The sequence below is a fragment of the Curtobacterium sp. Curtsp57 genome (assembly GCF_047324335.1).
GTDB lineage: Bacteria > Actinomycetota > Actinomycetes > Actinomycetales > Microbacteriaceae > Curtobacterium.
The window spans coordinates 3,452,195-3,465,686 of sequence record NZ_CP168511.1 but is presented as its reverse complement, the minus strand read 5'-3'; the positions used below and the strand labels follow the sequence as shown (position 1 = coordinate 3,465,686).

The window sequence follows — 13,492 nt, the reverse complement described above, 5'->3', positions numbered from 1 at the left end:
AGGCGAGCCCGTCGTCACGAGACGTTCCGCGCCGGAAACGGGGCCGAAACACTCGTTTCCTAGTGTGGCGCCCACGACACCACCGATCGAGGAGATCAGCGATGGCCTGGAACCGGGGCATGATCGCGCACGGCCGACAGCCGATCAGCGCAGACGCCCTGTTCCTCCACGCCCAGATCGGACCCGACCATGGACCTCGTCACCGTCCGCACCGTGCGGACGCCGTCGCACCGCGACGAACTCGCACTCGACCCAGGTGAGCGACCGCTCGCCGGCGGCACCTGGCTCTTCTCCGAGGAGCAACCGGGGCTGACCGGCCTCGTCGACCTCACGACGCTCGGCTGGCCCGACGTGGAGCGGTCCCCCGGAACGCTCACGATCGCGGCGACGTGCACGATCGCGTCGCTCCTGCGGCTCGCACCGGACGACGACTGGCGCGCCTGGCCGCTCGTCGAGCAGTGCGCGAACGCCCTCCTCGCCTCGTTCAAGGTCTGGAACGCCGCGACGGTCGGGGGGAACGTCGCCGTCGGGCTCCCCGCCGGGGCGATGACCGCGCTGCTCTGCACCCTCGACGCGGTCGCCGTGGTCTGGACGCCGTCCGGTGGCTCGCGGCGGCTGCCGGTCGCGGAGCTGGTGCGAGGGGTCAGGACGCTGGACCTCGGACCCGGCGAGGTGATCCGGGCGTTCGAGGTACCGACCGCTGCGCTCCGTGCAACGACCGGGTACCGCCGGGTCGCCCTCAGCCCGCACGGCAGGTCCGGGGCGCTCGTGACCGCCCGGTGGGACGCGAGCGGGTTCGTGCTCGTCGTCACCGCCGCCACGCCCCGTCCGCTCGTGTTCCGTTCCACGACGGTCCCGTCCGCGGCCGAGCTCGACGCCGCGATGGCCGCGCACGACGACTGGTACGACGACCCGCACGGCTCCCCCGACTGGCGTCGAGCGGTCAGCACCCGGTTCGCACACGAGCTCCGGGACGACGCGGCGAGCGCGGGAGGTGCGTCGTGAGGTTCGAGGTCGACGGTACCCGGCTCGACGTCACGCCCGAACCGGGGCAGGTGCTGCGGACGCTCCTCCGCGAGCACGGGGTCACCTCGGTGAAGAAGGGCTGCGACTCCGGCGACTGCGGCGCATGCTCGGTGCTCGTCGACGGGACCCCGGTGCACTCGTGCATCACCCCTGCGCATCGCCTCGAGGGGCGGACCGTCACCACGGCCGCCGGACTCGGCACCCCGGAGCAGCCGCACCCGGTGCAGCGCGCGTTCGCCGACGCCGCGGCGTTCCAGTGCGGGTTCTGCACCGCGGGCTACGTCGTGACCGCGTCGACGCTCGACGCCGACGACCTCGACGATCGCCACCGGAAGCTCAAGGGGAACCTCTGCCGGTGCACCGGGTACCGCGCGATCTCCGACGCCCTGGACGGCGTCCGCAACACGGTGTGCGCCGGCGCCGGAGCAGCGGTCGGGCAGTCCGTCGCCGCCCCTGCCGCGATGCGCATCGTCACCGGGAACGAGGAGTACACGCTCGACGTCAGGAAGACCGAGGCGCTGCTCCACCTCGCCGTCCTCGGCAGCCCGTACCCGCACGCCCGCATCGTGTCGATCGACACCACCGAGGCCGAGGCGCTCGCCGGCGTGCACGCGGTGCTCACCCACCACGACGACCCCGGCGTGCTGTTCTCCACCGGCCGGCACGAGTCCCGCCTCGACGACCCCGACGACACGCTGGTGTTCGACAGGGTGCTGCGCTTCCGTGGCCAGCGCGTCGCCGCCGTCGTCGCGGACAGCGTCCGGATCGCCGAGCAGGCGTGCGCGCTCGTCCGCGTCGAGTACGAGGTCCTGCCGAGCGTGCACGACCCCGACGCCGCGCGCGCTCCTGGTGCGCCGCTCCTGCACGCCGACAAGACGACGGTCGAGCACCGCATCGCAGAACCCGCTCGCAACGTCGTCGCCGCGCTGCACGGCGAGACCGGGGACGTCGAGCGCGCGCTCGCGGGCTCCGCCGCGACCGTCGACGGCACGTGGACGACGGGTCGCGTCTCGCACGCCGCGCTCGAGACGCACGCGACGCGCGGTTCCGTCGACGCGGACGGGAGGCTCGTGCTGCGGACCGCCACGCAGGTCCCGTTCCTGGTCCGGGACGAAGTGGCGCGGGTCTTCGGTCTGGACCCGGACCGTGTCCGCGTGGTCGCGAAGCGCGTCGGGGGCGGATTCGGCGGCAAGCAGGAGATGCTCACCGAGGACCTCGTCACCCTCGCGGTGCTCCGCACCGGTCGCAGCGTGCAGTACGAGTTCAGCCGGCGTGACGAGTTCACGATCGCCCCGACCCGGCACCCGATGCGCGTCCGGGTCCGGCTCGGTGCGACAGCGGACGGCACGCTGACGGCGATGCACGTCGACCAGACGATGGACACGGGCGCGTACGGCAACCACGGCGTCGGCGTGATGTTCCACTCCGTGAGCGAGTCCGTCGCGGTCTACCGCTGCCCGGTGAAGCGCGTCGACGCCGAGTCGGTGTACACGAACAACCTGCCGTCTGGGGCGTTCCGCGGCTACGGGCTCGGGCAGGTCGTGTTCGCGATCGAGTCGGCGATGGACGACCTGGCGCACGAGCTCGGCATCGACCCGATCGCGCTCCGCCGGCGCAACGTGATCGTGCCGGGCGACCCGCTCGTCGTGACCGACCCGCACGAGGAATCCGACCTGCGGTGGGAGGGCAGCTACGGGCTCGACCAGTGCCTGGACCTCGTCGAGGACGCGCTCGCCGCCGGCCCCGTGACCGAGGCACCCGCGATGGACGGGCCACCGCTTGACGACTCCCCGGACTGGGCGACCGGCACGGGCATCGCGCTCGCCGCCATCGCGACGATGCCGCCACGGGGTCACCACGCCCACACCTCCGTCGAACTCACCGCGGGTGGTCGCTACCGGATCGGCGTCGGGACGGCCGAGTTCGGCAACGGGACGACGACCGTGCACACGCAGCTCGTCGCCACCGCGCTCGGGACCACCCCGGACCGGGTCGACGTGCACCAGTCCGACACCGACGCAGCGCGCTACGACACCGGGGCGTTCGGGTCGGCTGGTGTCGTGGTCGCCGGTCGAGCCCTGTACGCGGCCGCGCAGGCGCTCCGGGAGGAGATGACCGCGCGGGCGCTCGAGCTCGTCGCCGCGCGGACGCCCAGGACCGCCAGCGGGGTGCTCGGTCCTGCGGTGGTGATCGAGCCCGACGGGGTCCGGGTCGGCGACGAACGTGTCACGGTCGACGAGCTGCTGGCGCACGGTCCGCTCGTCGCGCACGGCACGCACGACGGGACCCCGCGGTCGCTGGCCTTCACGGTGCACGGCGCCCGGGTCGCGGTGCACCGGCCCACCGGCGAGGTACGGGTGCTGCAGAGCGTGCAGGCCGTCGACGCGGGCACCGTGCTGAACCCCGAGCAGCTCCGCGGCCAGGTCGAGGGCGGTTCGGCGCAGGCGATCGGGTCCACGCTCTACGAAGAAGTGGTCCTCGACGACACCGGCCGGGTGACGACCGACAGCTTCCGCGCGTACCGCGTCCCGAAGATCTCCGACGTGCCGCGGACGGAGGTGCGCTTCGCCGCGACCCACGACCCGCTCGGACCACTCGGGGCGAAGTCGATGAGCGAGGCGCCGTACAACCCCGTGGCGCCGGCGATCGCGAACGCCGTGCGGGACGCCATCGGCGTCCGCCCGTACCGGCTGCCCATGACCCGCGACCGGATCTGGGCGCTCGCCACGGGCGCCGGACGGCCCACCGACGGAGGTGCGTGATGTTCGAACTCGCACCGCGCCTCCTGGCCGTGCTCGACGGCGGCGACCCCGTCGTCGTCGCGACCGCCGTCGACGTCACGGGCAGTGCGCCCAGCGGGGCGGGCACCTCGATGGCGCTGCTCCCCGACGGACAGGTCGTCGGGACGATCTCCGACGGGTGCATCGAGGGGTCGCTGTTCCTGACCGCCGAGGAGGTCATGTCGACCGGGGAGCCGGTGCTCGAACGGTTCGGGTTCGAGGACCCCGCCGACGCGGTCTGGGCCCCGGGGCTGCGGTGCGGCGGACGGGTCGAGGTGCTCGTGCACCGCATCGATCCGTCGGACCGGGTCGTCGTCCGAGCACTCCGCGCGGCTGCTGCCGGGGACCCCGTGTCCATGGGACTGTCGCTCGAGCCCGACACGCTCGCTGCCGCCGACCGCTGCGACGGACGCGTCTTCACCGAGCACGCCGACGTGCGCGCACGGTGCATCGTCGTCGGCGCCGTCGAGTTCGCGGTCGCCGTCACCAACACCGCGGCGATGCTCGGCCACGCCGTCACCGTGGTCGACCCGCGTCCGGTGTTCCTGACCGACGAACGGTTCCCCGCCGCACGGGAGCGCATCGTCGGCTGGCCGCCGCGGGTGCTGGCGGACCTGCCGATCGACGAGCGGACCGCCGTGGTGCTGCTCTCGCACGACGACCGGTTCGACGCCGCCGTGATCGACCTCGCACTCCGACGCGGAGCCGGGTACGTCGGCGCGATGGGCTCCCGCGCGACGCACGCCCGCCGGCTCACCGTGCTCCATGAACTCGGGACCCCGGACCTCGACCGACTGCGCTCCCCCATCGGACTCGACATCGGCGCCACGACCCCTGCCGAGATGGCGATCTCGATCATGGCCGAGGTGATCGCGATGCGCACCGGTGCATCCGGTCGGCCACTCGTCGACGGCGCGGGGCCGATCCACGCCCCGGCGTTCCGGGGGCCTGCCCGCGCGGCTGTTGGTGACCGTGCGGAAACACCCTCGTGACACGCGCTCAATACCGTCGGAGCATGTCCCAGATCCTGATCCGCGGCGGATGGGTCCTCACCGCCGCCCCCGACCACAGCGACACCCCGGCCGCGATCCGCGACGGTGCGGTCCTGCTCGACGGCGACCGCATCGCCGCGGTCGGGACCTTCGCAGAACTGTCCGCCGCGCACCCCTCTGCGACGGTCCGCGGCGGCTCGAACGACATCGTGACGCCCGGCTTCGTGAACACGCACGGGCACTTCAGCGAGGGGCTCATCACCGGCATCGGCTCGCAGTACACGCTCTGGGAGTGGCTGCAGGAGCTCATCTCGCACGTCAACCCCGTGATGACCCGCGACAAGGCGTACGCCGGCACGATGCTCCAGGGCATCCAGATGCTCCGCAGCGGCGTCACCACCGCGAACGACATGTTCTGCTCGGACCCGATTCCCGGCGAACCGGCCACCCTCGGTGTCGTCCGGGCGCTCGAGGAGCTCGGGCTCCGCGGCGTCGTCTCGTTCGGGTCGGGCGACGTCGACCGCGGCTTCGGACCCGGCCCGATCCTGGAGGAGTTCGACGCGCTCCGCGAGACCGCCGACGCCAGTCGCTACAGCACCTTCCGGGTCGGCATGTCCTCCATCGGGCGGTACACCGACGCGGCGTGGGAGTCGCACATCGAGTACGCCGTCGCGGGCGGCCACGGCATCCACGTCCACGTCCACGAGGTCCGCGAGGAGGTCACCGCCGCCCGCCAGCGCACCGGCCGCACGGTCGTCGGGCACGCCGAGGCCACCGGGATGTTCCAGGTGCCCGTGATCGCCGCACACAGCGTGTGGATGGACCGCGACGACCGCGAGCGCTACGCCGCGAACGGGGTCGGCGTCGCGCACAACCCCGTCGCGAACGGCATCCTCGCCAGCGGCATCGCACCCGTCGCGGAACTCCGCGCGCTCGGCGTGCCCGTCGGCATCGGGGTCGACGGCCCGGCCTCGAACGACTCGCAGGACTTCCTGCAGGCGATGAAGACCGCTGCACTCCTCGCCCGCATCCGTGACCTGCAGGCCACCGCGATGAGTGCGCGCGAGGCGTTCGAGATGGCCACCATCGGCGGTGCCGCTGCGCTCCGCATGGAGGACTCGATCGGGTCGCTCGAACCGGGGAAGCGTGCGGACGTCGTCGTGTTCGACGGGGAGAGCCCGACGCTCGCGAACGTCCACGACCCCTACCAGGCCGTGGTCTTCGTGGCGGGCAGTCGGGAGATCGAGGACGTGTGGGTGGACGGGTCGCTGAGCCTCGAGCACGGCGAGGTGACCCGCGTCGACGTGCACGAGGCCGTCGCACGGGCCCGCCCGCTCGCTCGGCAGCTCGTCGCCGAAGCCGGACTCGAGCGGCTGTCGGTGCTGAACGGCGGGGCGTTGGACGACACCGAGCGGCCGTAGTCGCCGGTAACGCAGCAGGCCCCGGCGGGATCCGCCGGGGCCTGCTGCTGTTCGGTGTCGTACCCGTTACCGGGCACTGTGCGCTCGAAGGGACTCGAACCCCCAACCTTCTGATCCGTAGTCAGATGCTCTATCCATTGAGCTACGAGCGCGTGGCTGCCGAAGCGGCCGTGGAAGACTCTACAACAGGTGCAGGCCGGAGCGCCAATCGAGCAGACCACGGGCCGGTGTTCGGCGTGTCGCCGGTCAGAGGCCGGCGAGCTCCTCGCCGAACACCTCGGCGAGGAAGACCTCGAGGGCCTGCCACGACCGTCGATCGGCCAGCGCTTGGTACTGCGCCCCGTGGTCGGGAGCGTCCGTCCCTGGCACCGCGAACGCGTGCATCGCACCCGCGTACGTGACGACCTGCCAGTCGACCCCTGGTGCCGCACGCATCTCGTCCTGCCACGCAGAGACCTTGGCGTCAGGGACCACCGGGTCGGCCGCACCGGTCAGCACCAGGAGCGGGGCGCGGATCGCTCCGGCGTCCGACGGCTCGTGCGTCAGCAGGTTGCCGTGGAAGGACACGGCGCCGGCCAGGTCGGCGCCGGTGCGGGCGAGCTCGAGTGCGGCGGACCCGCCGAAGCAGTAGCCCATCACGACGATGCGGGAGTGGTCGACGTCGGGGTCCTCGCGGAGCCGGTCGAGTCCGGCCTGCACCCGGGCCCGCATGAGCGGCAGGTCCTGGTAGTACGACGACGCCACCTGCCCGGCGGTGTCGTCACCCGGTCGGACGTCCGCGCCGTAGACGTCGGCACCGAACGCGACGTAGCCGAGGCGCGCGAGCATCGTGACGCGTGCCTCGACGTGCTCGTTGACGCCGTGCCAGTCGTGGACGACGAGGACCGCGGGGCGCGGGCCGGACACCGCGGTGTCCTTCGCCAGGACCCCGGCGAGCGCCGTGCCCTCGTGTTCGTAGTGGACGGGTTCGACGGTGATGTCGGATCCGGCTGGTTCGGGAACGGTCTGCAGGACGTCGTCGATCGCGGTCACGTCTCCGGACGCTACCCCTGGATGTTGTCCCAGCCCTCGGGTCCCTCGGAGCCTGCGGGGTAGTCGTCGAGCGGGACCTTGCCGGCCTTCCACGCGGTGAGGAACGGCTCGACGACCTTCCAGCCCTGCACGGCGCTGTCGCCGCGGACGGACAGGGTGGCATCGCCTTCGAGGACACCGGCGAGGACCTCCCCGTAGGCGCTCAGGCGTCCGGGGTTGAAGCTGACCTCGAGTGCGGTGTGGTCGATCGTGTAGGGGTCGCCCGGTCCGTTGACGTTGAGCTCGAGCTGCATCTGGTCGGGGGCGATCCAGATGCGGAGCCGGTCGGGGCGCTGCACGCCGGTGAGCCCGTCGGGCACGTGCGGGGAGTCCTTGAACGTGATGACGATCTCCCGGCGCTGCGCTCCGAGCGCCTTGCCCGAGCGGAGCGTGAACGGGACGCCCGCCCAGCGCCAGTTCGCGATCTCGAGGGTGATCTGCGCGAGGGTCTCGGTGCCGATCTGCGGGTCCACCCCGTCCTCGTCGACGTAGGAGGGCAGGGACCGGTCCCCGATCGTCCCCGCCGTGTACCGCCCGCGCTTCCCGGCGGTGAGCGGGTCACCGCCCCACGGCCGGACGGCACGGAGCACGAGTTCCTTCTGCGTGCGCAGGTCGTCGGCGTCGATGGACGCCGGTGCTTCCATCGCCACCACGGCCATCACCTGGAGCAGGTGGCTCTGGATCATGTCGACCAGCGCGCCTGCCTTGTCGTAGTACCGAGCGCGTCCCTCGAGCCCGAGGGTCTCGTCGTAGACGATGTCGACCCGGTCGACGTGCACGCTCGACAGCAGCGGTTCGATGATGCGGTTCGCGAACCGCAGGCCGAGGAGGTTGAGGACCGTGGACCTGCCGAGGAAGTGGTCGACACGGTGGATGCGTTCCTCGGGCAGGAACGAGTGCAGGACGTCGTTGAGGTGCTCGGCGCTGGCGGCGTCGGTACCGAACGGCTTCTCGAGCGCGAGCCGGGTCCCCTCCGGCAGGTCGAGTCCCTTGAGCACCTCGCAGCTCTTCTCGGTGACGGCGGGCGGCAGCGCGAAGTACACAGCCGGGTCGTGCTGGCATGCCGCGAGCAGTGCCTTCAGGTCGTCGGCGTCCGTGACATCGGCCTTGCGGTAGCTCGACGCGTCGACGACGGCCTGCAGCCGCTCGGGGAGCTTCGCCGTGCCCTCGGCGCCCTCGTCCTCGTCCTTCGATGCCTGCGCGTTCTCGAACGACTCGTGCACGAGCTGCTTCCAGTCGGCGTCCGAGATGTCCTCAACGCCGGCACCGACCAGCTGGATGTCCCAGTCCGTCTTGACCTCGAGCAGGGTCGCGAGACCCGGCAGCAGCAGTCGTTTGGACAGGTCGCCGCTCGCTCCGAGGATGAGCAGTGTGGTCTGGAGGCTCGCCATGCCTCAGAACGTACCCACCGGTTCCGGCGCATGGTCGGCTCGCTCCAATACGGTGGAGGGAACGGCGCGGAGGAGCACCATGACGAACGAGGACACCGGACGACGACTGCGAGTGGTCGTCGTCGGCACCGGGATGATCGCGGCGGTGCACGTCCGTGCCGCCAGGGCGGCCGGAGCGGACGTGCTCGGGGTCCTGGGCAGGAACGCGGAGCGCTCCGCGCAGGTGGCCGCGCAGCTGGACCTGCCGAAGGGGTACGGCTCCCTCGACGAGGTGATCGCGGACCGGCCGGACGTCGTCCACGTGTGCACCCCGAACGACCAGCACCACCCCCAGGCGCTCGCGGTGATCCGGGCCGGCATCAACGTGGTGTGCGAGAAGCCGCTCGCGGTGTCGAGTGAGCAGGCGGCGGAACTCGAACGCGCGGCAGCTGAGGCCGGCGTCGTGGCGACGATCCCGTTCGTCTACCGCTTCCACCCGATGGTGCGCGAGATCAGGGCGAAGATCGCCGACGGGGACCTCGGCCGCGTGCTCGCCGTCCACGGCCACTACCTGCAGGACTGGATGCTCGACGAGGACTCCTCGTCGTGGCGGGTCGACGCGGGCGCCGGTGGACTGTCGCGGGCGTTCGCGGACATCGGCTCGCACTGGTGCGACCTGGTCGAGTTCGTCACCGGCGAGCGCTTCGGGTCGGTGAACGCCGTGACCGACATCGTCTACCCGACCCGACCGGCCGCGTCGGGTCGGTCCTTCTCGGGTTCCCCGGACCCGGATCCCCTCGCCGACGCGTCGACGCGCGCCGAGGTCACCACCGAGGACACCGCCGTCGCGACGTTCCGGATCGGCTCCGGTCGCATCGGCAACGTGGTGATCTCGCAGGTCGCAGCTGGACGCAAGAACCGGCTGTGGTTCGAGGTCGACGGGACCCGCGGCAGCGCGGCGTTCGACCAGGAGCAGCCGGAGTCGGCGTGGTTCGGCAACGAGACCGGGGCGCAGATCCTGGTCAGGGACCCGGCCCAGGGGTCGCCGGACCAGCGACGCCTGGCGATCGTCCCGTCCGGGCACCCGCAGGGCTACCTCGACGCCTTCTCGGCCTTCGTCGCGGACACGTACACCGCGGTCCGGACCGGCGACGCCCCCGACGGCCTGCCGACCTTCGCCGACGGGGCACGGTCCGCCCGCATCATCGACGCGGTCGTCGCCAGCGCCGGTGACGACGCGTGGAAGGAGATCGCATGAAGCTCGGGATGCTCACCGCGTGCCTGCCCGGTTGGTCGCTCGACCGCATCGCGGAGTTCGCCGCGGAGCAGGGCTACGAGCGGCTGGAGGTCGGCGTCTGGCCGGGCACGGGCGGCCGGGACTTCGAGGCGGCGCACCTGCCGGTCGCGACCTTCACGGAGTCCGACGCAGCGCAGACCCGGGAGCTGCTCGACCGCACCGGGCTGGAGATCAGCGCGTTCGCCTACTACGAGAACAACCTCCACCACGACCCGGTCCGTCGCGCCGAGATCCGCGCGCACCTGTTCCACGCCGTCGACGCCGCGGCGATGCTCGAGGTGCCGTACGTCGGCACGTTCATCGGTCGGGACAACACGCTGTCCGTCCGCGAGAACATGCGACTCGGCGACCGGGTGCTGCCCGAACTCGTCGACTACGCCGGCGAACGCGGGGTGCGCCTGATCATCGAGAACTGCGTCATGGAGGGCTGGCACCCCGACGGCTCCCCTGGGAACATCGCGTACTCCCCCGAGCTCTGGGGGTGGGTCACGGGGCTCGGCTTCGGCCTGAACTGGGACCCGTCGCACCTGACCTGGATCGGCATCGACCCGGTCGAGACGATCCTGCCGTTCGCCGAGCACATCGTGCACGCGCAGGCGAAGGACGTCGAGCTCTTCCCCGCGAAGCGGAACGAGTACGGCTTCTTCGGCAAGGTCGACAAGGGGGACGACCCATGGGACATGGGCTGGTGGCGCTTCCGGGTCCCGGGCCGTGGTGTCGTGGACTGGCCGCACGTCGTGGACCGGCTCTACGAGGCGGGGTTCGACGGCACGCTGAGCGTCGAGCACGAGGACCCGCTGTGGGGCGGCACCGACGACCGGGTGCTGGAGGGCCTCAGGATCGCACACCGCACGCTCCGCCCCCTGATCGCCGAAGAACACTGACCGCCGAGGAGCACTGACCACACCACAGGTGTTGCCTGTGTGAACTTCATGTGACGAGTTGCGCCGAGGGCTGGCGCGCCCGCTGTACGTCCTCATAGGTTCATCGCCGATGAACACTTCCCACCTTCCCGGAACCCCGAGCACTCGGCGGAGGCGGGGCGTCGTCACCGGCGCTGCCCTCGCGACCGCCGGTGTCCTCGTCGCCCTCTCCGTCCCGTCCGCAGCGGTCGCCGCTGACGAGGTCGCGTCGTCGATCGACATCTACGACGTCAACGACTTCCACGGTCGCATCGAATCCGGCAGCGGCATCGCCGGTGCCGCGGTCCTCGCCGGAGCCGTCGAGCAGCTGCGCACCGCGAACCCGGCGTCGGCCTTCGTCAGCGCCGGCGACAACGTCGGAGCCTCGACCTTCACCTCGTTCGTGCAGGACGACCAGCCCACCATCGACGCCCTCAACGCGATCGGCCTGAGCGTCAGCGCGATCGGCAACCACGAGCTGGACAAGGGGCAGTACGACCTGCGCGACCGGATCATCGGCCCTGATGACGCCCGGAACGCGAAGTACGACCACGTCTCGGCGAACCTGGTGAAGAAGTCGGACGGCACGCCCGCGTTCGACCCGTACGAGATCGAGGAGATCGGCGGCGTCCGCGTCGGGTTCATCGGGGCGACCACGGAGCTGATCCCCGAGCTCGTCTCCCCCGCCGGCATCGAGGGTCTCGAGATGGCCGACATCGTTGACTCGGTGAACAAGTACGCCGACCAGCTCACCGATGGCGACGAGTCGAACGACGAGGCCGATGCCCTCGTCCTGCTCGTGCACGAGGGCGCGGCCGACGCGACCCTCGCGAGCGCGACGGGTGACAACGACTTCGGCCACATCGCGAAGGACGTCACCGCGAAGGTGTCCGTGATCTTCTCCGGCCACACGCACCAGCTCTACAACCACGCGATCGTCCCGACCGACGGCACCACCGCGCGTCCGGTGATCCAGACGGGCTCCTACGGCGGGTACCTCGGGCACGCGAAGCTCACGATCGACCCCGCGACCAAGAAGGTGACGGCCGCCACCGCGGAGAACATCTCCCTGACGACGGGCGCCTACCCCGCGGACCCGGAGATCACGAAGCTCGTCAGCGACGCGAAGGCCGTCGCCGACGTCAAGGGCAAGGTGGTCCTCGGCACGATCGACCAGGACATGCTCCGCGCCAAGCAGACCGACGGCTCGGAGAACCGCGGTGGCGAATCCACGCTCGGCAACTTCATCGCGGAGGTCCAGCGCAAGCAGACCGAGCGCAACGGCTCCCAGATCGCCTTCATGAACCCGGGCGGCCTCCGCACCGACATGACGTACAAGGCCTCGGGGAACGGCGAGCAGGACGGTGAGGTCACCTACCAGGAGGCCGCCGGCGTCCAGCCGTTCGCGAACACCCTGGTCGTCCTCGACCTGACCGGCGACCAGATCCGTCGCGCGCTCGAACAGCAGTGGCAGCCCACCGGGTCCAGCCGTCCGTTCCTGAAGCTCGGCACGTCGAAGGGCTTCTCGTACACCTACGACCCGACGGCAGCGGTCGGTTCGAAGATCACCGAGATGCAGCTCGACGGCACACCGATCGACGCCGGCACGACGTACAAGGTGACGGTGAACTCGTTCCTCGCATCGGGTGGCGACAACTTCGGCGCGTTCAACGAGGCATCGGCGAAGGCGGACAGCGGCACCGTCGACCTGCAGGCCCAGGTGGACTACTTCACGGCCACCCCCGACGTCGTCGTGAACGACGACCAGGGTGCCGTGGGCGTCACGGTCACCCCGACCCCCGACGGCGGCTTCCAGGCCGGCGACGAGGTCACGGTCGGTCTGACCTCCCTGACGTTCAGCAACGCGGCGGACCAGGGCGGCACCGTCTCGGTCAGCGCCGGTGGGCAGGAGCTCGCGAGCGCCGACATCGACACGACGATCATCGACACCACGGACGAACAGGGTCGCGCGACACTGACCTTCCCGGTCCCCGGCGCCGCGGCAGCCACACCGGCGGCGGCACGAGCTCCTGGTGCCGTCACGCTCGCGGCAGCGGTCACCCCCGCCGCCACGACCGAGGAGCCACTCGTCGTGACGCTGCCGAACGGCCAGCAGATCACCCTCGCTGCGGCGGTCCCGGTCCCGGTCGCCACCGACCCGACCGACCCGACGGACCCGGGCACCCCCGGAGCCGGCGGCGGCACGGGTGACGGCGTCGGCACCGGCGCGGGTGGGACGGGTACCGGCACCGACGTGGTCGGCAACCCGACCGCATCGGGCAGCGGAACAGGAGCCCTCGCCTACACGGGCGCCGAGCTGGCGGCCCCGGCCGTCATCGCGGGCCTGCTGCTCCTGGCGGGCCTCACGGCGATGGTGATCGCCCGCCGGAAGCGCGCACAGGCGCAGGCGAGCGTGCAGGTGGACTGACACCGAGCCTCCAGTGCGCCGGACGGGTCGTCTCATCCAGGTGAGACGGCCCGTTTCCCGTGTCCGTGATCAGCAGATCACTGTGCATCCGCAGAACGGCGCGGTACTCTCTGCCTTGTCGCACAGCGACGCGCCGCGCTGGGTCGCCTCTCATCCCGGACGGTGGTTCCGCCCGGCGAGACCCCGTGGCGCGGGTGTCCTCCGT

General features: G+C 71.4%; 9 protein-coding genes and 1 tRNA gene. 7 read left to right on the top strand and 3 right to left on the bottom strand.

Features of this window, described 5'->3' with window-relative positions:
* The first annotated feature begins 189 nt into the window (after window positions 1-189).
* From ACEN9V_RS16670 to ACEN9V_RS16655, 4 genes are read left to right on the top strand one after another with little or no spacing between them, the layout of a single operon-like run.
* On the top strand, window positions 190-1,005 hold the full coding sequence (locus ACEN9V_RS16670; RefSeq protein ID WP_413601248.1) for an FAD binding domain-containing protein: 816 nt from the start codon (window positions 190-192) through the stop codon (window positions 1,003-1,005).
* Window positions 1,002-3,788 carry a molybdopterin-dependent oxidoreductase gene (locus tag ACEN9V_RS16665; protein ID WP_413601247.1) on the top strand — a complete coding sequence of 929 codons (2,787 nt, stop codon included), beginning with the start codon at window positions 1,002-1,004 and terminating at the stop codon, window positions 3,786-3,788. The genes ACEN9V_RS16670 and ACEN9V_RS16665 overlap by 4 nt, the downstream gene beginning before the upstream one ends.
* The gene (locus ACEN9V_RS16660) at window positions 3,788-4,798 is read left to right on the top strand and encodes an XdhC family protein (RefSeq protein WP_413601246.1); all 1,011 of its coding nucleotides are present in this window, start codon (window positions 3,788-3,790) and stop codon (window positions 4,796-4,798) included. The genes ACEN9V_RS16665 and ACEN9V_RS16660 overlap by 1 nt, the downstream gene beginning before the upstream one ends.
* 23 nt (window positions 4,799-4,821) lie before the next feature.
* Window positions 4,822-6,219: an amidohydrolase family protein gene (locus ACEN9V_RS16655; protein ID WP_413601245.1), complete on the top strand. Its 1,398-nt coding sequence runs from the start codon at window positions 4,822-4,824 to the stop codon at window positions 6,217-6,219.
* Between the two features lie 79 nt (window positions 6,220-6,298).
* Here the strand turns inward: ACEN9V_RS16655 and ACEN9V_RS16650 are convergent.
* From ACEN9V_RS16650 to ACEN9V_RS16640, 3 genes are all read right to left on the bottom strand, one after another.
* A tRNA-Arg gene (locus ACEN9V_RS16650) sits at window positions 6,299-6,371 on the bottom strand.
* A gap of 94 nt (window positions 6,372-6,465) precedes the next feature.
* A complete protein-coding gene (locus tag ACEN9V_RS16645; protein WP_413601244.1) occupies window positions 6,466-7,251 on the bottom strand; it encodes a dienelactone hydrolase family protein in 786 nt (261 codons plus the stop codon).
* An 11-nt stretch (window positions 7,252-7,262) separates the two neighbouring features.
* Window positions 7,263-8,681 carry a glucose-6-phosphate dehydrogenase gene (locus ACEN9V_RS16640; protein ID WP_413601243.1) on the bottom strand — a complete coding sequence of 473 codons (1,419 nt, stop codon included), beginning with the start codon at window positions 8,679-8,681 and terminating at the stop codon, window positions 7,263-7,265.
* A 79-nt stretch (window positions 8,682-8,760) separates the two neighbouring features.
* On the opposite strand from ACEN9V_RS16640, the gene ACEN9V_RS16635 reads away from it, so the two are divergent.
* The 3 genes from ACEN9V_RS16635 (at window position 8,761) to ACEN9V_RS16625 (ending at window position 13,287) form a co-directional block, all read left to right on the top strand.
* A complete protein-coding gene (locus ACEN9V_RS16635) occupies window positions 8,761-9,918 on the top strand; it encodes a Gfo/Idh/MocA family protein (protein ID WP_413601242.1) in 1,158 nt (385 codons plus the stop codon).
* The gene (locus ACEN9V_RS16630) at window positions 9,915-10,841 is read left to right on the top strand and encodes a sugar phosphate isomerase/epimerase family protein (RefSeq protein ID WP_413601241.1); all 927 of its coding nucleotides are present in this window, start codon (window positions 9,915-9,917) and stop codon (window positions 10,839-10,841) included. Before ACEN9V_RS16635 ends, ACEN9V_RS16630 begins: the two co-directional genes overlap by 4 nt.
* 109 nt (window positions 10,842-10,950) lie before the next feature.
* Window positions 10,951-13,287 (top strand): bifunctional metallophosphatase/5'-nucleotidase, encoded by a 2,337-nt coding sequence (locus ACEN9V_RS16625; RefSeq protein WP_413601240.1) that lies wholly within the window; start codon window positions 10,951-10,953, stop codon window positions 13,285-13,287.
* The last annotated feature ends 205 nt before the right edge of the window (window positions 13,288-13,492 follow it).